This window comes from Methylobacterium sp. Leaf91 (assembly GCF_001422815.1).
Taxonomy (GTDB): Bacteria; Pseudomonadota; Alphaproteobacteria; order Rhizobiales; family Beijerinckiaceae; genus Methylobacterium.
Window position 1 is genome coordinate 52,471 of the sequence record NZ_LMMP01000049.1, and the last position, 19,726, is coordinate 72,196.

Here is a 19,726-nt window from a genome sequence, read left to right on the forward strand (position 1 = left end):
AAGCGAATGGTGGAGCCTAACGGGATCGAACCGATGACCTCTTCCATGCCATGGAAGCGCTCTCCCAGCTGAGCTAAGGCCCCACATTCCGAAACAATCGTGACATCGTCTCACGATCGTCGTCATCATCGGTGAACACCACCGAGATCTGCTGTTTTCCGGCTCGTCGAAGGCCGCATCTAGCGACCACATCGACGACTCGGACGAAAAGAAATGGTGGAGCCTAACGGGATCGAACCGATGACCTCTTCCATGCCATGGAAGCGCTCTCCCAGCTGAGCTAAGGCCCCACTTCTGGGACCACCGCAACATGTCTCGCGGTGGTCGTTCCGCCAACCTGCCTTGCGGCGTCCGGCGGAGGCGGTTCTATATTCGGGCGCTTGCCCGGACTCAAGCCCCTAATCGCATTCACCGCCGAGAATTTTACGCGGCATAGGATTTTGCTGCGATCGCTCTCGGGGACGCAAAGGGTGCCGAGGTCGGGCCTCAGCTTTCCTCGTCGTTCTCGATATCGCCGTCGATGAGGTCGGCCACGTCGTCGTCGCCGGTATCTTCCTCCTCGAGGAAGGTGTCGTCGGCATCTGTCGAATCGGCATCGTCGTCGCCGGTCGTGGTATCCGCCTCGTCCTCAGCGGCCTCGACCTCGTCGAGGGAGACGATCTCGGGACCGCCCTTCTCGGCATCCGTATCCTCGTCGTCGTCAGCCGGCACGGCTGCGGAGCGGGAGGCGAGCGCTGGAGCGGCCATGCGCGACGTGGCGGCGGCCTGATAGATGGTCCCGCATTTCGGGCAGGTCGCCGGATCTTTGTCGAGATCGTAGAATTTCGCGCCGCAGCTCATGCATTGACGCTTCAAGCCGAGTTCCGGTCTGGCCACGGGCGAACCTCTGATAGGGTTTTGGGAGAGGCGCCCCGTTAGTCGGGTGAAACCGTCCTGTCAAATACTCTCGTCAGGACACCCCGACTACCTGGGCCTCCGGTTTATCCGGATTTAACCGCCCGGAGGCCTCTCCGGGTCGGATGACGCCGCCCCGCCTGCGTGGTAACCGGCGCTACGATGTTCGCCGGCTGCATGGCCGGCCCCTGACGGCGCGACCGCGCCAGAAGCCGAAAAGTTGTCGATCCCGTGTCGCATCACTCCGAACCGCAGCCCCTGACCGCTTCCGCCGGCGCGCCCTTGCGCGGCGCGCTGCGGCCTCCGGGGGACAAGTCGATCTCCCACCGGGCGATGATCCTTGGCCTCCTCAGCATCGGCGAGACCCGTATCGAGGGATTGCTCGAAGGTGACGACGTGCTGCGCACGGCCGACGCCGCCAGAGCCCTCGGTGCGGGCATCGATCGCCTCGGGCAGGGCAGCTGGGCGGTGCGCGGCGTCGGCATCGGCGGGATGATGGACCCGGCCGGCGCGCTCGACTTCGGCAATGCCGGCACCGGCTCGCGCCTGATGATGGGCGTCGTCGGCGGGCAGGACGTCACCGCGACCTTCGACGGCGACGCATCCCTGCGCAAGCGCCCCATGCGCCGCATCCTCGATCCGCTGATCCGCATGGGCACCCAGGTGCTGAGCGAGGAGGAGGGCGGCCGCGTGCCGTTGACCCTTCGCGGGCCGAAGGAAGCCATTCCGATCACCTACGAGACCCCGGTCGCCTCGGCGCAGATCAAATCGGCGGTGCTCCTCGCCGGCCTGAACGCGCCCGGAACCACGACGGTGATCGAGGCAGCGGCGACCAGGGACCATAGCGAGCGCATGCTTCGCCTGTTCGGCGCCGAGGTCGCGGTGAGTCCGCACGGCCCGGGCGGCCACGGCCGCTCCATCGCCCTCACGGGCCAGCCGATCCTGCGCGGCACCGACGTGATCGTGCCGGCCGATCCGTCCTCCGCGGCCTTCCCGCTGGTGGCGGCGCTCATCGTCCCCGGCTCGGAGGTGACGATCAAGGGCGTGATGATGAACCCCCTGCGCATCGGCCTCATCACGACGCTGCTGGAGATGGGCGCCGATATCGAGCGCCGTAACGAGCGCGACGAGGGCGGCGAGACCGTGGCCGATCTCCATGTCCGCGCCAGCCGGCTCAAGGGCGTCGACGTGCCGGCCGAGCGGGCCCCGGCGATGATCGACGAATATCCCATTCTCGCCGTCGCCGCCGCCTTCGCCGAGGGCGTCACCCGGATGAACGGGCTGCACGAGCTGACGGTGAAGGAATCCGACCGCCTCGCCGCCGTGGCGGATGGTTTGCGCGAGAACGGCGTGACCTACCGGATCGAGGGTGAGGATCTCATCGTCGAGGGCGACGGCTCCGCTGCGCGCGGCGGCGGCACCGTCGCCACCCATCTCGACCACCGCATCGCCATGGCCTTCCTGGTGATGGGCCTCGCGACGAAGCAACCCGTGACCGTCGATGACGGTGCCATGATCGCCACCAGTTTCCCGAGCTTCCTGCCGACGATGCGGGCGCTCGGCGGCCGCATCGCGGAGTAGGTCCCATGCCAATGGTCATCGCGATCGATGGACCCGCCGCCTCGGGCAAGGGAACCCTGGCCAAGCGCCTCGCCGCGCATTACGGCCTGCCCCATCTCGATACGGGTCTGCTCTACCGGGCCGTGGCCCTCAGCGTGATCGATGCCGGGCGCAACCTCGACGACCATGCCGCTGCGGCTCGGGCCGCCGCGACGCTGATCGCCGACCGCCTCGCGGATCCGCGCCTCCGGGAGCGGGCAATGGGAGACGCGGCCTCCCGCATCTCGTTGATCCCGGCCGTGCGCGCGGCTTTGCTCGCCTGGCAGCAGCGCTTTGCCGGCGGCGCCAGCGGCGCCGTCCTCGACGGGCGCGATATCGGCACCGTGGTCTGCCCGCAGGCGCAGGTGAAACTGTTCATCACCGCCGCCGCCGAGGAGCGCGCCCGGCGTAGGCATCTGGAACTCCTTCGACGGGGAGAGCCGGCGAGCCTCGGGGCGATCCTGTCCGACATCGTCGCCCGCGATGCACGCGACGCGCAACGCTCGACAGCCCCTCTCAAGGCCGCTCCCGACGCCGTTCTTCTCGACACCACCGATCTCGATGCGGACGAGGCCTTCGAGGCGGCGCGCGCGGTGGTGGACCGTGCGCGGGAGCACTGACGCGGCTCAGTGCTCCGGCTCGAACCCGTAGCGGTTCGGGCCCGCCATGCCCGCCAGCCCCACGGTCTCGATGAGGAACCAGAGATTGAACCCGGTCATCACCAGGGTGGCGACGATCACGGCCACCGGGTAGGCATCGGCGAGAGTCTCGATCGGGGCGAAACCCGCGACGGTCACGAAGGCGTTGGGGAGCAGCCACCATCCGGTCCGCCCCCGGTCGTGCAGACGCCGGACCGTGGCGACCGTCACGAAAGCCCCGCCCCCGATGGTGCCTGCTGCCACTACGATCAGCGCCGCGGACCGCGCCTCCATCGACGCGACCAGGATGGCAATGCTGCCCGACACGACGACAAGCAGCAGCGTGCCGATCAATTGACGGTGATAGGCTCGGCGGGACAGGCGGCCTCGCGGATCGAAATGCGCCGCAGGCCAAGCAAAGCCCGTCATCGAGAAAAGCCCGTCATCATGTCCCCCTCGGCTTCACCCGCCGGGTCGGCGGCTCGGTCAGCGGATCGTCCGGCCAGGGATGACGCGGGTAGCGCCCGCGCATCTCCGCGCGCACGGCGGCCCAGGAGCCGCGCCAGAAGCCGGGCAGGTCCTTGGTGATCTGGATCGGACGCGAGGCCGGAGACAACAGGTGGAGGACCAACGGCACGCGACCGCCCGCGATGGCGGGATGGCGGTCGAGGCCGAACAATTCCTGCACCCGGACGGCCAGAACCGGCCCGCCCTCGGCATCGTAGTCGATGGGGATGCGCGATCCCGTCGGCACCTCGAAATGGGTCGGGGCCTCCGTATCGAGGCGATGACGCATCTCCCAGGGTAGAAGCGCGCCGAGCGCGCGGCCGAGATCGTCTGCCGTGATGGAGTCGAGGCTCACACGGCCCTCGATTTCCGGCGCGAGCCAATCTTCCACCGACGCGCCTAATGCCTCATCCGAGAGGTCGGGCCAAGTCTCGCCCTCGGCAGCGCGAAGAAACGCCAACCGGGACCGCCACTGGGCGAGGGCGGGCGTCCAGGGCAGGCTGTCGAGGCCGAGCCCGACGATGCCCCGCGCCAGGATCGCGGCCGAGGAGGCATCCGGTTTCACCGGCAGGATCCGCTCGCCGAGGGTTGCCGCGCCGAGACGGCGGGAGGCGCGTGCCCGCAGGGACCGGGCTCCCTTATCGAACACGACCTGGGTGACCGATTCGATCCGCTCTGCGAACAGCGTCTCGATCTCCTCCAGCGTGATCGCGGCGGCGGCGAGGATGCGCCCGGCAGCCGCCGTCCCGGAGATATCGGCCACCACGAGGAAAGGTTCGCGCGCGAGCGCCGAGGCCGGATCGAGCCGCCCGGCGCGGCCATTCGCCATCACGAACTCGCCGTCGCGGCCTCGCGAGCGGGCAACGCGGTCGGGATAGGCAAGGGCGAGGAGCGGCCCGGCCCCGAAGACATCCACGTTCCTGACTGCGCGAACGAATCCCCCGGCCTGCTCGGCCCAGCCTCGCGCCAAACGCCGCATGTCGGAGGCACGGGTTCCGCGGTCGCGGGCGAACCGATCGGCCCGGATGGAGAGATCGGCATCGTCGCCGCCGAGCCCGCGCTCCACCAGGATCGCGGCGAGGTCGGCAGCCTCCCGCGCCCGGCCGAATTCCGCCGCCGCGACCACCATCCGGGCCAAGCGCGGGGGGAGGGGGATGGCCCGCAAGGCCCGTTCCGTCTCGGTGAGGCGTCCATTGCCATCGAGGGCGGCGAGGTCGCGCAGCATCGAGCGCGCTTCCGCCAGAGCAGGGGCCGGCGGGGTATCGAGGAACGAGAGGGTAGTGGGATCGGAGACGCCCCAGGCGGCGCAGTCGAGCAGAAGGCCGGAGAGGTCGGCGGCCAGGATCTCCGGCCGCGTGAAGGGTTCGAGGGCGCTGGTCGCCGCCTCCGACCACAGTCGATAGCAGATCCCCGGCTCTGTCCGTCCCGCGCGGCCGCGCCGCTGGTCCACCGAGGCGCGGGAGGCGCGGGCGGTGACGAGGCGGGTCAGGCCGATGCCGGGCTCGTAGAGCGGCACGCGGGACAGACCGGAATCGACCACGATCCGGACGCCCTCGATCGTCAGCGACGTCTCGGCGATGCTGGTCGCCAGCACGACCTTCCGGGTTCCGGGCGGAGCGGGCGCCACGGCGCGGTCCTGTTCGGCCGGAGGGAGGGCACCGTAGAGGGGCGCGATTTCGGTGTTCTCGTCGACCCGCTCGGCGAGGAGCGTCGCGACCCGCCGGATCTCGCCTTGTCCGGGCAGGAAGGCCAGGACGGAGCCGGGATCGGCCCGCAGGGCGCGAAGGATGGCGTCGGCCATCGCATCCTCGATCCGCCGGTTCGGATCGCGCTCCGTATGGCGTGTCTCCACCGGAAAGGCCCGCCCCTCGGATTCGACGATCCGCGCGTCGCCCATAAGGCGCGAGACCCGGGCACCGTCCAGGGTGGCGGACATGACGAGGATCCGGAGATCGTCGCGGAGACCACCCTGGGCGTCGAGCGCGAGGGCGAGACCGAGATCGGCGTCGAGGGAGCGCTCGTGGAACTCGTCGAAGATCACCGCGCCGATGCCGGACAATTCCGGATCGTCGAGGATCATGCGGGTGAAGACCCCCTCCGTGACCACCTCGATCCGCGTCGCCCGCGAGATCTTCGAGCCGAGGCGGACGCGCAGACCCACGGTCTCGCCCACGCGCTGACCGAGGGTGGCGGCCATGCGCTCGGCCGCGCCGCGGGCAGCCAGGCGCCGAGGTTCGAGGAGGATGATGCGGCCCTCGGCGCCGAGCCATGGCGCATCGAGTAGCGCCAGCGGGACGCGAGTGGTCTTGCCGGCTCCGGGAGGTGCCACGAGCACCGCCGACGGGGCTGCTTCGAGCGCCGCGAGAAGGCGCGGCAGGGCCGCATCGATCGGGAGGGCAGCAGAGAAGAAGGGGTTCGTCGCCATCGCGGGTGGGGTGGTGCGGGCAAGCGGTGAGATGCGCAACCCCGATTCGGCGCGGCGTCATCGATCACGTGCGGGATACCGGAATCATCCCCTCGTTCCGGCTCATTTACCGGCTTTTCGGTGGACAAACATGCGTTAAAAAAGAATGGGAACGGAGTCCGGGCGAACGACTTATTGCCTCGACGCGCGCGGCGCGATCCTAACGGATGGACTTGATGACCAAGATTGCCCTTGCTCTTGCAGCAGGAACCTTTTTCAGCGCTCTCGGCCTCGGCGCCGCCACTGCCGCCCCGGCCATGCCGAGCGCTCCCGTGATCGCCGGTGAGGCACTGACCACCGAAATCGTCACCCGCGGTCATCACCCGGGCTACGCCAGCCATCGCGGCATGCGCCATCGCCACCACCATCATCGTCACGGCATGCGCCATCGCCGCGCCCCCGCCGCCTACAGCCACGGCGATCCGAATTCCCGCAACCCGCAGCAGCCGGGCTACATGCAGCGCAAGGGCACCACGTCGGGCGGCCCGCGCTACTAAGCTGAGCGGCAGTATTTTCGTCGGAGGGGCCGGTGCGGAGACGCATCGGCCTTTTTTCGTCGCTCGGCGGTTCTCCCCAGATGATGCGGAAGGGAGCGCTGATCCGGTCCGGCCGGCTCTGCTATGATGGGGCATGTCCCAGCGTGCAGTCCGCTCCAGTCCGAAGACCCAGGCCACGGCGGAAGAAACCGTGAGCGCCTCGCCCCTCGACATCGCCGGCGCTACGCCGATGATGGCGCAGTATATCGAGATCAAGGCCGCCAATACGGATTGCCTCCTGTTCTACCGGATGGGAGATTTCTACGAGTTGTTCTTCGAGGATGCGGAAATCGCATCCCGCGCGCTCGGCATCGTCCTGACCAAGCGCGGCAAGCATGGCGGGGCGGATATCCCGATGTGCGGTGTGCCGGTGGAGCGCTCCGACGATTATCTCAGCCGCCTCATCGCCCTCGGCCATCGCGTCGCGGTCTGTGCCCAGACCGAGGACCCGGCGGAGGCCAAGAAGCGCGGCCCGAAATCCGTGGTGCGGCGCGAGGTGGTGCGCCTCGTCACCCCCGGCACGATCACCGAGGACCGTCTCCTAGACCCGTCGCGGGCCAGCATCCTCCTAGCCCTCGGCCGCCGCAAGTTTTCGGAATCCGGCTACGCCTACGGCATCGCCGCCGTGGACATTTCCACCGGCCGGTTCTCCCTGAGCGAGGTTCCCGAAGGCGAGCTGGGTGCTGCCATCGCCCGGCACGATCCGCGCGAGATCGTGCTTTCCGAGGCGATCCACTCAGATCCGTCGCTGTCCGGGCTCTGGCGCGACGTGAGAGCCCCGGTCACGCCCCTGGCGCAGGCGGAGCTCGAACCCGCCTCGGCGGAGCGGCGGATCAAGGAGCAGTTCGGCGTCTCGACCCTCGACGGGTTCGGGCAGTTCGGGCGGGCCGAACTCGCCGCCGCCGGAGCGGCCCTGCTCTATATCGAGCGCACGCAGATCGGCGCGCGGCCCGCTCTGTCGCCGCCGACGCGGGAGACGAGCGGGGCGACGCTGGCCATCGATGCGGCGACCCGCGCCAATCTCGAACTCACCCGAACCCTCTCGGGCGAGCGCACCGGCAGCCTGCTCGACGCCATCGACCGCACGGTGTCAGCCATCGGCGCGAGGCTGCTGGCCGAGCATCTCGCCGGCCCTCTCACCGACCTCTCGGCCATCATGCGCCGCCACGAGGCAGTGTCGTTCCTGGTGGAAGACGGCGCCCTTCGTCGAACCCTGCGCGACGCCCTGGCGCGGGCGCCCGACATCGCCCGCGCCCTCTCGCGGCTCGGCCTCGGGCGCGGGGGGCCGCGCGATCTCGCCGCCCTCCGTGACGGTCTCGACGCGGCCTTGGCGATCTCGCAGCGTTGCGGCGAGGTCAAGGCCTTGCCGGACGCCCTCGGCGCCATCGTCCAGCGGCTGGGAACGGTCGATGCCGACCTCGTCGAGCATCTGCGCGCGGCGCTCGCCGACGACCTCCCCCTCAACCGCCGCGACGGCGGGTTCGTGCGCGCCGGCTACGATGCCGAAATCGACGAGGCCCGGCTCCTCGGTCAGGATTCGCGCAAGGTCATCGCCGGGCTGCAGGCGCGCTATGCCGAGGAGACCGGCTGCCGCACCCTGCGGATCAAGCACAACAACATGCTCGGCTACTACATCGAGGTGCCGCAGGCCGTCGGCGAAAGCTGCCTCAAGGGCCTGATGCGCGAGACCTTCATCCACCGCCAGACCATGGTGGATGCCATGCGGTTCTCGAGCGTGGAACTGAACGATCTCGAAAGCCGCATCTCGGGAGCAGCCGACCGCGCTCTCGCCCTCGAGACAGAGGTCTTCGATGCACTGGCCGCTCGGATCATGGCCCAGGCCGAGACCGTCGCCGCCATCGCCGACGCCCTGGCCAGCCTCGACGTCACCGCCTCCCATGCCGAACTGGCTGTGGAGCGGGATTGGCGCAGGCCCTTCGTCGACGACAGTTTCAGCTTCGTCGTCGAGGGCGGCCGACATCCGGTGGTGGAATCGGCCCTGCGGCGATCCGGCGAGCCGTTCATCGCCAACGATTGCGACCTTTCCGGCGAAGGGCGCGGGCGCATCCGCCTCATCACCGGGCCGAATATGGGCGGCAAGTCGACCTTCCTGCGCCAGAACGCCCTCATCGCCGTCCTCGCCCAGATGGGCGCCTTCGTGCCGGCGACCCGCGTGCATCTCGGGGTCGTAGACCGGCTGTTCTCGCGGGTCGGGGCCGCCGACGATCTGGCGCGCGGGCAATCGACCTTCATGGTCGAGATGGTGGAGACGGCCGCGATCCTGAACCAGGCGAGCCGGCATTCCCTCGTCATCCTCGACGAGATCGGCCGAGGCACGGCAACCTTCGACGGCCTCTCCATCGCCTGGGCCTGCCTCGAATACCTGCATGAGCAGAACGGGTGCCGCGCGCTGTTCGCGACCCATTTCCACGAACTCACGGCCCTGAGCCAGCGTCTCACGCGGCTCGACAACGCGACGCTCAAAGTCGCCGAGCACAAGGGCGAAGTGGTGTTCCTGCACGAAGTCGTGCCGGGGGTGGCCGAGCGGTCCTACGGTCTGCAGGTCGCCCGTCTCGCCGGCCTTCCCGCCGGGGTCATCGCCCGGGCCGGCTCGATCCTGAAGAATCTCGAGAAGGCCGAGCGCGACCGTCCGACCCGTCCCCGCATCGACGATCTGCCGCTCTTCGCCAGCCTCGCGCCGCCGCCCATGCCGGAAGTGCAGGTTCCGACGCGCGAAGACCCTTTGCGTCAGGAACTCGATGGGATCGATCCCGACGCATTGACGCCGAGGGAGGCGCTGGAGGTTCTCTACCGCCTGAAGAAGGCGGCGCGCGAAGCGTGACGACGAGACCGGAAACGGATCGAGCCTTCGGTCCCGGCGGCGGCCGAGGCGGCTACAACTCGTGGCCCGGTGCACCGCGGGTGGCGAGCCGGAACCCATCCAGCCCGTCCGCTTCAGGCTGGCCGCCGGCCCGTAGCGCGGCCACGTAACGCAACGCGCCGGCGACGGCGCGCTCGGAATAGGGCTTGGCGATGACTCCCAAAGCCCCGGCGAAATCCGCCGGAATGCGTTTGTCGTTGGCGGTCATGAACACGACGCTCGTGCGCGGGTCCGAACTGAGCGTCCTCGCCACATCGATGCCTGTCGGACCGTCGATGAGGTGAATGTCCACCAGGGCGATATCGGGCACCGTGGTACGGCCGAGTTCGATGGCCTCGGCGGAGCTTCCCGCCACGCCGACCGTGACATAGCCGAGGTCGTCAAGCAGACATTCGAGTTCGAGGGCGATGAGCGCCTCGTCCTCGACGACGAGAATGCGCAATCTGGGTACGTGGCTCACCCTGCCTGTCCCATCGCGGCTTCGCGCGGTAGGGCTGCGGTCGGCTTCCTGATCTCGTGCTGCAACGGAATGACGATCTCGACGCGCGTCCCCGTTCCGGGCTCGTGCCAGGTGATGACGCCGCGCAACTGTTTCACCACCATCTCGACCAGGGAACAGCCGAACCCGGCTGGGTTCGACACGCCCGCCGTCCGACCGACACCGTCATCCTCGATCAGGAGACGCAAGCCAGTCTCGCATTGGCGGGCGGAGATGGAGACGCGCCCCTCCCGGTCATTGGGGAAAGCGTGGCGCACGGCGTTCGTAGCGAGTTCGTGGAGCATGAGCGCCAGAGGCGCCGCAATGGCGGCCGGCAACGAGATCGGATCGATCTCGGCCGTGACCGCGGTGCGCGCCGGATCGATGCTGGCGGTGAGGTCAGACAGGAAGTCGTCGGCGAACTCTTCCAGGTTGAACCGTGTGACGTCTCCGGCCGAATAGAGCATGCGATGGACCATGGAGAGCGCCCCGATCCGCTCGGCCATGCCCTGAAGGGCGTCCCGCGCCTCGCCCTGGGGGGTTCGCCGCGCCTTCAGCAAGACCAGGGAGGAGATGACCTGCAGGTTGTTCTTGACCCGGTGATCGACCTCGTGAAGCAGCGCGGTCTTCTCGTCCAGGGCGGCCCTCAGGTCGGCGGTCTGTTCGTTGACCTGCCGTTCGAGTTCGTCGTTCGTCCCCTTCATGGCGAGTTCGAGCACGTGTTTCTCGGTCATGTCGGCCTGGGCGGCGTAGTAATAGACGAGCTCCTCCGCATCGTTGCGGACCGGCGTGATCGTCATGGCGTTCCAGAAGGAGGTTCCGTCCTTGCGGTAGTTCTGAAGCTCCACCTCGATGGGTACCTGCCGACGCACGGCATCCCGAATGCGATCGATCGCCCGAGGGTCGGTATCGGGTCCCTGGAGCATCCGACAATTATGGCCCTGCAACTCCTGCCGGGTATAACCGGTGAGATTCAGAAAGGCGTCGTTGACCCAGACGATGGGGTTGTCGGCGAGGCGGGGGTCGGTCACCACCATGGGCGTGGGACTGGCAGCGAAGGCCATGGCGAACATCTTGGCATCCATGAGGGCATTGCCCACCGGACGGAGTTCGGCCGAAACCGGGTTGTTGCTGCTGTCCATCATCCTGACATCACGCCTACGCCGCCGCTCGAACGATGACAGCACTTCGACGGTACTGACCGACCCGACCGCCCCAAGAGATAAATCGAGGCCGATCTGCCCCGTCACTTCGACTCGTCAGGTCGAAATATGTCCCATTGCAAGCCAATAGCTACCTACAAAGACCACCCACTCTTTAAGTTCCTGGTGACCATTCTTCATCCCTGTCACACGGGGCCGCTGTCGCCGCGACGCATCGTGGCAATCCAACGGACGATTCACCCGCCGACGAGCATGGCAGCCCACCTTCAAGGGTCATAAGCCTTCAGGAGTTCCACGAATGGCTCAAAGTGCAGCGGTAGCGGGGAAGGCGCGCTCCAAGCTCGCCATGCGGGATATCTTTGAAGATCCCCGCATCATCCTGATGCTGGCCCTCGGCTTCTCATCCGGCCTGCCGCTGCTGCTCGTGCTCGGCACGTTCTCGACGCGGCTCGCCTATTCGGACGTGGACATCAAGGCGATCGGCCTCTTCAGCTATCTGGCGCTCCCCTACACCCTGAAATTCCTCTGGGCGCCGCTCATCGACCGTTTCGACGTGCCGGTCCTCAGCGCACGCATCGGCCGCAGGCGCTCGTGGATGATCGCGACGCAGGTCGCCGTCGCCCTCTCGCTCTCGCTCATGGCCACGGCCAACCCGGCGAGCAGCCTCGTCCTCCTCGGCCTCGGCGCCTTCCTCGTTGCGATCTGCGCCGCGACCCAGGACGTCGTCATCGACGGATGGCGCATCGATGCCGCCGGCACCGATCTGCAGGGCGTCATGGCGGCGACCTCGAACCTGGGCTACCGTCTGGCGCTGATGTGCGCCGGGGCCGGTGCCCTGTTCATCGCAGACTGGGCGGGATGGTCTGTCGCCTATTTCAGCATGGCCGCGCTCATGGGTGTGGGCATGATCGCCGCTCTCCTGGCCCCCGCCTTCGACAGACAGCATGACGAGGATCCGGAGGCCAAACCGGCACGGCCCGATGGTGCACCGGCGAAGGTCTGGTCATTCCGTGGCGCGGTGCTGGAACCCCTGACCGAACTCCATACCCGCCTCGGCCCGAGCCTGTGGGCGATCCTCATCCTGGTCGCGTTCTACCGCATGCCGGATTTCATCTCCGGCGTCATGGCGAGTCCGCTCTATCGGCAGATCGGCTTCACCCTCACCGAGATCGGCGCGGTGTCGAAGCTCTACGGCATCTGGGTCGGCATTGCCGGCGCCTTCGTCGGGGGCTGGGCGATGACTCGGCTCGGCCTGTTCCCCACCCTCGTCATCGGGGCGTTCCTCGGGGCGGCGTCGAACCTGTCCTTTTCCTGGCTCTCCTATGGCGGGCCTGAAGTGTGGCGGCTGACGGCGGCGATCTCCATCGACAATTTCTGCGGTTCCTTCGCCGGAATGGCGCTCATCGCCTACATGTCGAGCCTGACGGCACCGGGCTTCGCGGCGACGCAATACGCGCTGTTCTCGTCGCTCTACGCGCTCCCGGGCAAGCTCGTGGCCGGCACGTCGGGCTTCATCGTCGCCAGCTACGGCTATCCCGTCTTCTTCGCCTTCACCGCGGCCGTGGGCATTCCGGTGGTGATCCTGTGCTTCTTCGTCGGACGCGCCGGCGAGCGCAGCGCGGCCCGCGCCGCCGCCGAGACCGCTGCCCTGGGCGACACCGAGAGCGTGAGCGGGAACCATTCTGCGGGCCTCACGCTTGCTTCCGGCGATCGGCCCGGCGCGCCGGCACCCGAAACACGGATGAGACCCTAGTCGTGAGCAACATCTCCCTCGTCGACGATACCCGCTCCACCCCGGCGGAGACCGCCACCGGTTCGAACCTCAGTGATGCCGACCGTGCGGCCCTCGTCGGAGCCGTCCGCACCTTGGAGACGCCGGGCCTCGCCGCGCGGCTGTCCTCGGTGGCCGGAGCGCCCCTCGACATGATCAGCCGCAGCCTTCCGGCTCCCGTGACGGAGGCGGTCTCGCGCGCCACCGAGGGGGCGATGCGCACGGCCCTGCGCGTCGCCCTCGCGACCCTGCCCGAGGCGCAGAAGACGATCGTCCCGGCATCGGCCGCCGGAGCGACCGGCTCCGCAGTGGTCGACGACCTCCCCACCCCAGCAGCCTCCACGGCGGGCGAGCGTTTCGCGCGCTTCCTGCCCACCGGGGATTTCGGGCACAAGGCGATGGCGGCCCTGTCCGGCGCGGTCGGCGGCGCGTTCGGCATCGCGACGCTGCCGCTGGAACTGCCGGTCTCGACAACGTTGATGCTGCGTTCCATCGCGGAGATCGCTCGCGAAGAGGGCGAAGACCTGTCGGACCCGGAGAACGCGCTGGCCTGCGTCCAGGTCTTCGCGCTCGGCGGACGCAGCGGTGCCGAGACGGCGCTGACGGAAAGCGGATATTTCGCGGTGCGCGCGGCTTTGGCCAAGACCATGTCGGAAGCGGCACGCTATGCCGGCAACCGCGCCCTGCTCGACGAGGCGGCTCCGGCCCTGATCCGCTTCTCAACGCAGATCGCCGCGCGGTTCGGTCTGGTGGTCTCGCAGAAGGTCGCCGCGCAAGCGGTGCCGATCCTCGGCGCCGTCGGCGGGGCTGCCGTGAACACCGCCTTCATGAACCATTTCCAGGCGATGGCGCGCGCCCATTTCACCGTGCGCCGTCTGGAGCGGACCTATGGCAAGGACGTGGTGCGCGTCGCCTACATTGCCGAGAAGGCACAACTCGCGGCCTGAAGGCGCCCGCTAACGGGCCGGATAATGCTCCTTCAAGAGGGTATAGACGAGGCGGGCGGTCTGGACCTCGCCTCCTTCCGGCCGGCCTGGTTTTGTCGAGGGATTCCAGCCGTACAGGTCGAAATGCACATGCGCCCGCGTCGCCGGCGCGAACCGCCGCAGGAACAGAGCCGCGGTGATCGCGCCGGCGAAGGGTCCGCCGGACACGTTGTTCAGATCAGCCACCTTGGAATCGAGCAGGCTCGCGTAGGGCTTGTGGAGCGGCAGCCGCCAGACCGGGTCGGCGGCCTCGTCACCCGCCTTCGACACGGCCGTGGCCAGTGCGTCATCCTCCGTGAAGAAGGCCGGGAGATCGGGCCCTAGGGCGACCCGCGCCGCTCCGGTGAGGGTCGCGAAATCGATCAGCAGATCGGGCTTGTCCTCATCGGCCAAAGCGAGGGCGTCAGCGAGGATCAGGCGCCCCTCCGCATCGGTGTTGCCGATCTCCACGGTCAGCCCGGCGCGGCTCTTGAACACGTCGCCCGGCCTGAAGGCGTTGCCCGCGATGGCGTTCTCCACGGTGGGAATGATGAGGCGCAGGCGCAGGTTCAGACCGGCCCCCATGATCATCGCGGCGGCGGCGAGGGCGGCCGCCGAGCCGCCCATATCCTTCTTCATCAGCAGCATGCCGCTCGACGGCTTGATGTCGAGGCCGCCCGTATCGAACACGACGCCCTTGCCGACGAGGGTGACTTTCGGCGCGTCCGCATCCCCCCAACTCATGTCGATGAGGCGGGGCGCGCGGGGCGAGGCCGCGCCGACGGCGTGGACCAGGGGAAACTCGCGAGCGAGATCCGACCCCTCGGTCACCGAGATCAGTGCGGAATGTTCCTCCGCCAGGGCCCTGGCGACGGCTTCGATTTCTGCTGGGCCGAGATCGTTGGCGGGAGTGTTGACGAGGTCGCGCCCGAGGGCGACGGCCTGGGAGATCCGATGGATCTCGGCCGCGTCGACGCCTTCCGGCGATACGAGGAGCGGTCCCTTCGGTATCGGCTTGCGGTAGCGCGTGAAGCGATAGCTTCCGAGCAGCCAGGCCAGGGAAGCGGCCTGCATGTCGAGGGAAGCCCTCGGTTCGAGGCGGTAGGTTCCGGGCGGCAGCAGCGAGGGCAGTTTGCCCGCGAGGAACGGATCGGCCCCGTCGCCGAGGCCGAACAGGATCCGTTCGATCGTCCCATCCTCGGCGGGAAGAAGCGCCACCCGCCCGGCTTTCGGCAGGAAGTCGGTCGCTTTGGCGAAGGCCCTGTGCCTCGGGCCGAGCTCCGCTTCAAAGCCGCTCCACTCGTCGCTCCGGAGGCAGCAGATCGGCAGGGCGGAGGGATCGTCGGCGCTGAGATGGGACAGGATGGATTCTCGGGGGCGTTGCGTGGCGCGGCCGGCTGATCCGCTGAAGCCCTAAAGTCGGGTTAACCGGCGATTAGGGTTAACGGTCTATCACTGCGCCACCGGTGGCGTGAAGCGTCGACCGGCAGGCTCGTGCGGAGCACGTCATGGTGTCGTTGCGTTCAGACCAGCCTCATCCGGGTTCACCGACTCCCATGCGGTTGCCGCTACGCCTGGCCGGCGTGGCGCTGCTCGGCCTTCTGGCGAGCGCCTGCCAGTCGCGCTCTCCGGAAACCACGGGCTCCATCGGCGGCTTCTCCATCAAGAATTTCGGACGGGGGCCGGACCGCAACGTCGTGAGCCTCGGCGACGTCGACGCGCTCGGTCAGAAATACAATGCCGACCAGAACGATGTCGGCCTCGCCCTGCGCTATGCGCAGGCACTCAGGGCCACGAACCAGAAGCCCCAAGCCGTGGCGGTGCTTCAGCAGACGGCTCTGCGCAACCCGAAGAATTCGGCCGTTCTGGCCGCCTACGGAAAGGTCCTGGGGGAGGTCGGGCGCTTCACCGAAGCCGCCGAAGTGCTCCAGAACGCCCATACCCCGGCGCGGCCGGATTGGCGTGTCCTGTCCGCACAGGGCGCGGTGGCCGACCAGATGGGCGACCATGTCCGCGCGCAAGGCTTCTATGAGGCCGCCCTCAAGATCCAGCCCAGCGACCCCACCGTCCTCTCCAATCTCGGACTGTCCTTCGCGCTGGCAAAGCAGCTCGACCAGGCCGAGGCAGTGATGCGCGTCGCCGTGGCCCAGCCGCGCGCGGATGCACGCGTGCGCCAGAACCTCGCTCTGGTCCTCGGATTACGGGGCAAGATCGCGGAGGCGGAAGAGGTCACCCGTGGTGACCTGTCTCCGGAAGATGCGGCGGCCAACGCCGCCTCCCTGCGGGCCATGTCCGCCCCGGTGCGACAGCCCAGAGCCGCGAAATCCCCCGGACGCTCGCCGGCCGGCGAGTTCCCGCCCGTCTGAGGGACATCCAATCACTCCGAGCAGAGCGGCGGACTGCGCGCCCCTGAGACGCGGATACGGCCTCAGCGGTAGATCTGGATGATTGCCGGCGTCAGGATGACGACGAACAAAACCGGCAGGAAGAACAGGATCATCGGCACGGTGAGCTTCGGCGGCAGGCCGGCTGCCTTCTTCTCCGCCTCGTTCATGCGCTGGTCCCGGCTCTCCTGGGAGAGCACGCGAAGGGCCTGACCCACGGGCGTGCCATACCGCTCGGCCTGGATCAGCGCGGTCGCAACCGCCTTGACGGCATCGAGGCCCACGCGGTTGGCGAGGTTTTCGAACGCCATGCGCCGATCCGGCAGATAGGACAGTTCCGCTGCCGTGACGGCGAGCTCCTCGGCCAACGCCACCGACTGGGTGACGGTCTCGATACTGACCCGGCGGATGGCGTGCTCCACCGACATGCCCGACTCGACGCAGATCAGCATGAGGTCGAGGGCGTCGGGCCATGCCGCCCGGATCTCGGCCTGGCGCTTCTTGGTGGCGTTGATGAGGTAGAGTTCGGGTGCCTTGATGCCGACCAGCAGGGCGGCGATGACCATCATGAGGCGGACGGTGACGGAGTAATCCAGGATCTTCAAGACGAAGAGATAGACGATCGCCGCCAACCCGACCGTGATGGGCATGACCATCCGGAAGAACAGGAACCCGGTCTCGGCGCCGGGCGAACGGTATCCCGCCATCACCAGTTGCTGCCGAGCGGTGTCGGTGCCGAGCCAGCGGCTCAGGTTGAACTGGTCCACGACCCGCTTCATGTAGGCTTTCGGGGCCACCCGCAGCGTCGACCTGTTGTTCAACCGGTCCCGCTCGCGCCGGCGCAACTCCTCGCGCTCCTCGCCGATGAGCTTCATGCGCTTGTTGAGCTTGTCGGGCTCCAGAAGCGGCTGCAGCAGGGCGAAGGCCGTCGCGGCGGCCGCCACGCCGGCCAACACCATGCCGATGAAGCGCGGGTCGATGAGCTTTTCGCCGATGATGGACAACATGGGCGTCAGACCTCGAAGCTGATCATCTTCTTCATCACGAAGATCCCGATCGACATCCAGATCGCAGAGGCGACGAGGGCCATCTTGCCGGTATTCGTCGTCCAGAGCAGGGCGACGTAATCCGGGCTGGAGAGGTAGGTCAGGACCGCCACGACGAAGGGCAAGGCCGCGATGATGCCGCCCGACGCCTTGGCCTCCATGCTCATGGCCTGGATTTTCCCCTCCATCTTCTTTCGTTCACGCAAGACCCTCGACAGGTTGCCGAGAGCCTCCGACAGATTGCCGCCGGACCGGCCCTGGATGCCGATGACGATGGCGAAGAAATTGACGTCGGAGACGGGCACCCGCTCGTACATCCGCACCATGGCGTCGCCGAGAGTGAGACCCATGGTCTGGGATTCCACCACCTGGCGGAACTCGCCACGGATCGGCTCCTGAGCTTCCCGGGCGATGATCCGGAAGCAGTCGCCCACCGGGATGCCGGAGCGCACGCCGCGGGTGATGATGTCGATGGCGGTGGGTAGTTCGGTGATGAAGGCCTTGATGCGCTTCTTACGCAGGAAACTCAGCAGCCATAGAGGCAGGCCGAAGGCGCCGGCGAAGAGGCCAGCGAGAGTCGCGAGCGTATTTGCGGTGAGGACGAAGACGACGAGACCGGTGACGACGGCCATGAGTGCGGAGACGGCGTAGAATTTCTGCTTCGTCCAATCCAGCCCGGCGCGGGCGATCTTGAGCTCGAGCGAGACCTTCGTCCCGCCACGCTTGGCCTCCACCTCCTTCAGGCTCCTGGCCACCTGCTCACGCCGGCTCGCCGTCGCCACGCGCTGGGCAGGGGCCGTCACCACGCTGACGGCCTGCCTGCGCTTGGCCGCGCGGCTCTCGCCCGACAGGAGCGGCGTCAGCACCACATAGGCGACAGCCCCGGCGGCGATTGCCGCGAGCCCGACGGCGAGGGGCATCTGCAGCCCGTTCATGGGGTGACGGCGCCGTCTGAGGCCGCGTCGAGGGCGGCCGCCAGGGCCTTCTCCTCTCCGTAATAGCGCGCGCGCTCCCAGAAGCGCGGACGGCCGATGCCGGTGGAGCGATGGCGTCCGAGAAGCTTGCCGTTCGCGTCCTCGCCCAGCACGTCGTAGACGAAGAGGTCCTGGGTAATGATGACGTCACCTTCGAGGCCCAGCACCTCGGTGATGTGCGTGATGCGGCGCGAGCCGTCGCGCAGGCGCGTCGCCTGGACGATGATGTCGATGGATCCAACGATCATCTCGCGCAGGGTCCGCGACGGCAGGCTGAAGCCGCCCATCGTGATCATCGATTCGATACGGGCCAGGGCCTCGCGCGGGGAATTGGCGTGGAGCGTGCCCATCGAGCCGTCATGGCCGGTATTCATGGCCTGGAGCAGGTCGAACGCCTCCGGGCCGCGCACCTCGCCGACGATGATCCGCTCAGGCCGCATGCGCAGGCAGTTTCTCACGAGGTCGCGCATGGTGACCTGCCCCGACCCTTCCATGTTCGCGGGCCGGGTCTCGAGGCGGACGACGTGGGCCTGCTGCAGCTGCAGCTCGGCCGCGTCCTCGCAGGTGATGATCCGCTCGTCCTCGTCGATGTAGCGCGTCAGGCAGTTCAGCAGGGTGGTCTTTCCGGACCCCGTACCGCCGGAAATCACCACGTTGCAGCGGACGCGGCCGATGATCTGGAGGATCCGCGCGCCTTCGGGCGAGATCGCCCCGAAGGTCACGAGCTGGTCGAGGGTGAGCTTGTCCTTCTTGAACTTGCGGATGGTGAGGACCGGCCCGTCGATGGCGAGCGGCGGCGCGATGATGTTGACGCGGGACCCGTCGGGCAGGCGGGCGTCGCAGATCGGCGAGGATTCGTCGACGCGCCGGCCGACCTGGCTGACGATGCGCTGGCAGATGTTCATCAGCTGCTGGTTGTCGCGGAAGCGCACATTGGTCAGCTGGATCTTGCCACCGACCTCGATGAAGGCCCGGTTGGCGCCGTTGACCATGATGTCGGCGATGTCGTCGCGGGCCAGAAGCGGCTCCAGCGGCCCGTAGCCGAGCACGTCGTTGCAGATGTCGTCGAGGAGTTCCTCCTGCTCGGCGATGGACAGGACGATGTTCTTGAGGCCGATGATCTCCGAGACGATGTCGCGGATCTCCTCGCGTGCCGACTCGACGTCGAGACGCGACAGCTGCGCCAGATCGATGGCCTCGATCAGCGCGCCGAAGATCATGCTCTTGGTGCGGAAATAGTCCTCCGACTTCACCGTCTCCCGGACCGGGACGGGCCGCTCCGCCTGCGGTTTCTTCGCCTCGGCGGCATGGTCGTCGAAGACCGGGATGGAGGCCGATGGCTTGGGTGCCGACGGAACCGCGATGGTGGCCGCGACCGCCGTGCCGGTGCTCCTCCTACCGAACATGACAGGGCTCCTCACGGTTC

General features: G+C 68.0%; 16 protein-coding genes and 2 tRNA genes. 7 read left to right on the forward strand and 11 right to left on the reverse strand.

Translation table 11 applies throughout. The features are described from left to right. Positions 1-7: 7 nt before the first annotated feature. The 3 genes from ASF32_RS20135 to ASF32_RS20145 form a co-directional block, all read right to left on the reverse strand. Positions 8-83 (reverse strand) — tRNA-Ala (locus tag ASF32_RS20135). A gap of 131 nt (positions 84-214) precedes the next feature. Beyond that, positions 215-290: transfer RNA gene (locus tag ASF32_RS20140), tRNA-Ala, on the reverse strand. A 196-nt stretch (positions 291-486) separates the two neighbouring features. Next, complete coding sequence (locus ASF32_RS20145) at positions 487-876, reverse strand: TIGR02300 family protein (RefSeq protein WP_082470039.1); 390 nt, start codon at positions 874-876, stop codon at positions 487-489. Between the two features lie 249 nt (positions 877-1,125). Between ASF32_RS20145 and aroA the strand changes: the two genes are divergently transcribed. Both aroA and cmk read left to right on the forward strand, forming a co-directional pair. Beyond that, on the forward strand, positions 1,126-2,475 hold the full coding sequence (gene aroA, locus ASF32_RS20150; RefSeq protein WP_056432674.1) for a 3-phosphoshikimate 1-carboxyvinyltransferase: 1,350 nt from the start codon (positions 1,126-1,128) through the stop codon (positions 2,473-2,475). Positions 2,476-2,480: 5 nt separating this feature from the next. After that, complete coding sequence (gene cmk, locus ASF32_RS20155) at positions 2,481-3,113, forward strand: (d)CMP kinase (RefSeq protein ID WP_056432676.1); 633 nt, start codon at positions 2,481-2,483, stop codon at positions 3,111-3,113. 6 nt (positions 3,114-3,119) lie between these two features. On the opposite strand, the gene ASF32_RS20160 is transcribed toward cmk, so the two are convergent. Together ASF32_RS20160 and hrpB are read right to left on the reverse strand one after the other, a co-directional pair. Beyond that, the gene (locus ASF32_RS20160) at positions 3,120-3,560 is read right to left on the reverse strand and encodes a DUF805 domain-containing protein (RefSeq protein ID WP_056432679.1); all 441 of its coding nucleotides are present in this window, start codon (positions 3,558-3,560) and stop codon (positions 3,120-3,122) included. Between the two features lie 16 nt (positions 3,561-3,576). Continuing rightward, complete coding sequence (hrpB, locus tag ASF32_RS20165; protein WP_056432682.1) at positions 3,577-6,063, reverse strand: ATP-dependent helicase HrpB; 2,487 nt, start codon at positions 6,061-6,063, stop codon at positions 3,577-3,579. 215 nt (positions 6,064-6,278) lie between these two features. On the opposite strand from hrpB, the gene ASF32_RS20170 reads away from it, so the two are divergent. Together ASF32_RS20170 and mutS are read left to right on the forward strand one after the other, a co-directional pair. Next, complete coding sequence (locus tag ASF32_RS20170; protein ID WP_056433123.1) at positions 6,279-6,599, forward strand: hypothetical protein; 321 nt, start codon at positions 6,279-6,281, stop codon at positions 6,597-6,599. A gap of 133 nt (positions 6,600-6,732) precedes the next feature. Continuing rightward, positions 6,733-9,480 (forward strand): DNA mismatch repair protein MutS, encoded by a 2,748-nt coding sequence (mutS, locus tag ASF32_RS20175; RefSeq protein WP_056432686.1) that lies wholly within the window; start codon positions 6,733-6,735, stop codon positions 9,478-9,480. A 52-nt stretch (positions 9,481-9,532) separates the two neighbouring features. On the opposite strand, the gene ASF32_RS20180 is transcribed toward mutS, so the two are convergent. Beyond that, positions 9,533-9,979 (reverse strand): response regulator, encoded by a 447-nt coding sequence (locus ASF32_RS20180; protein WP_056432689.1) that lies wholly within the window; start codon positions 9,977-9,979, stop codon positions 9,533-9,535. Beyond that, the gene (locus tag ASF32_RS20185; protein ID WP_244477924.1) at positions 9,976-11,082 is read right to left on the reverse strand and encodes a PAS domain-containing protein; all 1,107 of its coding nucleotides are present in this window, start codon (positions 11,080-11,082) and stop codon (positions 9,976-9,978) included. The genes ASF32_RS20180 and ASF32_RS20185 overlap by 4 nt, the downstream gene beginning before the upstream one ends. Before the next feature lie 376 nt (positions 11,083-11,458). Here ASF32_RS20185 and ASF32_RS20190 point away from each other — a divergent pair, with 376 nt between their 5' ends. Together ASF32_RS20190 and ASF32_RS20195 are read left to right on the forward strand one after the other, a co-directional pair. Then, positions 11,459-12,913 (forward strand): AmpG family muropeptide MFS transporter, encoded by a 1,455-nt coding sequence (locus ASF32_RS20190; protein WP_056432695.1) that lies wholly within the window; start codon positions 11,459-11,461, stop codon positions 12,911-12,913. 2 nt (positions 12,914-12,915) lie between these two features. After that, on the forward strand, positions 12,916-13,878 hold the full coding sequence (locus tag ASF32_RS20195) for an EcsC family protein (protein ID WP_056432698.1): 963 nt from the start codon (positions 12,916-12,918) through the stop codon (positions 13,876-13,878). Positions 13,879-13,887: 9 nt separating this feature from the next. Here ASF32_RS20195 and ASF32_RS20200 read toward each other — a convergent pair whose 3' ends face one another. Then, positions 13,888-15,219 carry a leucyl aminopeptidase family protein gene (locus ASF32_RS20200; protein WP_244477925.1) on the reverse strand — a complete coding sequence of 444 codons (1,332 nt, stop codon included), beginning with the start codon at positions 15,217-15,219 and terminating at the stop codon, positions 13,888-13,890. Between the two features lie 233 nt (positions 15,220-15,452). Here ASF32_RS20200 and ASF32_RS20205 point away from each other — a divergent pair, with 233 nt between their 5' ends. Next, entirely contained in the window at positions 15,453-16,262 is an 810-nt protein-coding gene (locus ASF32_RS20205) for a tetratricopeptide repeat protein (protein ID WP_056432706.1), read from the forward strand. 62 nt (positions 16,263-16,324) lie between these two features. On the opposite strand, the gene ASF32_RS20210 is transcribed toward ASF32_RS20205, so the two are convergent. The 3 genes from ASF32_RS20210 to ASF32_RS20220 are packed head-to-tail and all read right to left on the reverse strand — an operon-like array spanning position 16,325 to position 19,706. After that, a complete protein-coding gene (locus ASF32_RS20210) occupies positions 16,325-17,287 on the reverse strand; it encodes a type II secretion system F family protein (RefSeq protein WP_056432711.1) in 963 nt (320 codons plus the stop codon). A 5-nt stretch (positions 17,288-17,292) separates the two neighbouring features. Then, the gene (locus ASF32_RS20215) at positions 17,293-18,261 is read right to left on the reverse strand and encodes a type II secretion system F family protein (RefSeq protein WP_056432715.1); all 969 of its coding nucleotides are present in this window, start codon (positions 18,259-18,261) and stop codon (positions 17,293-17,295) included. Then, positions 18,258-19,706: a CpaF family protein gene (locus ASF32_RS20220; protein WP_056432718.1), complete on the reverse strand. Its 1,449-nt coding sequence runs from the start codon at positions 19,704-19,706 to the stop codon at positions 18,258-18,260. Before ASF32_RS20220 ends, ASF32_RS20215 begins: the two co-directional genes overlap by 4 nt. Positions 19,707-19,726 lie beyond the last annotated feature (20 nt).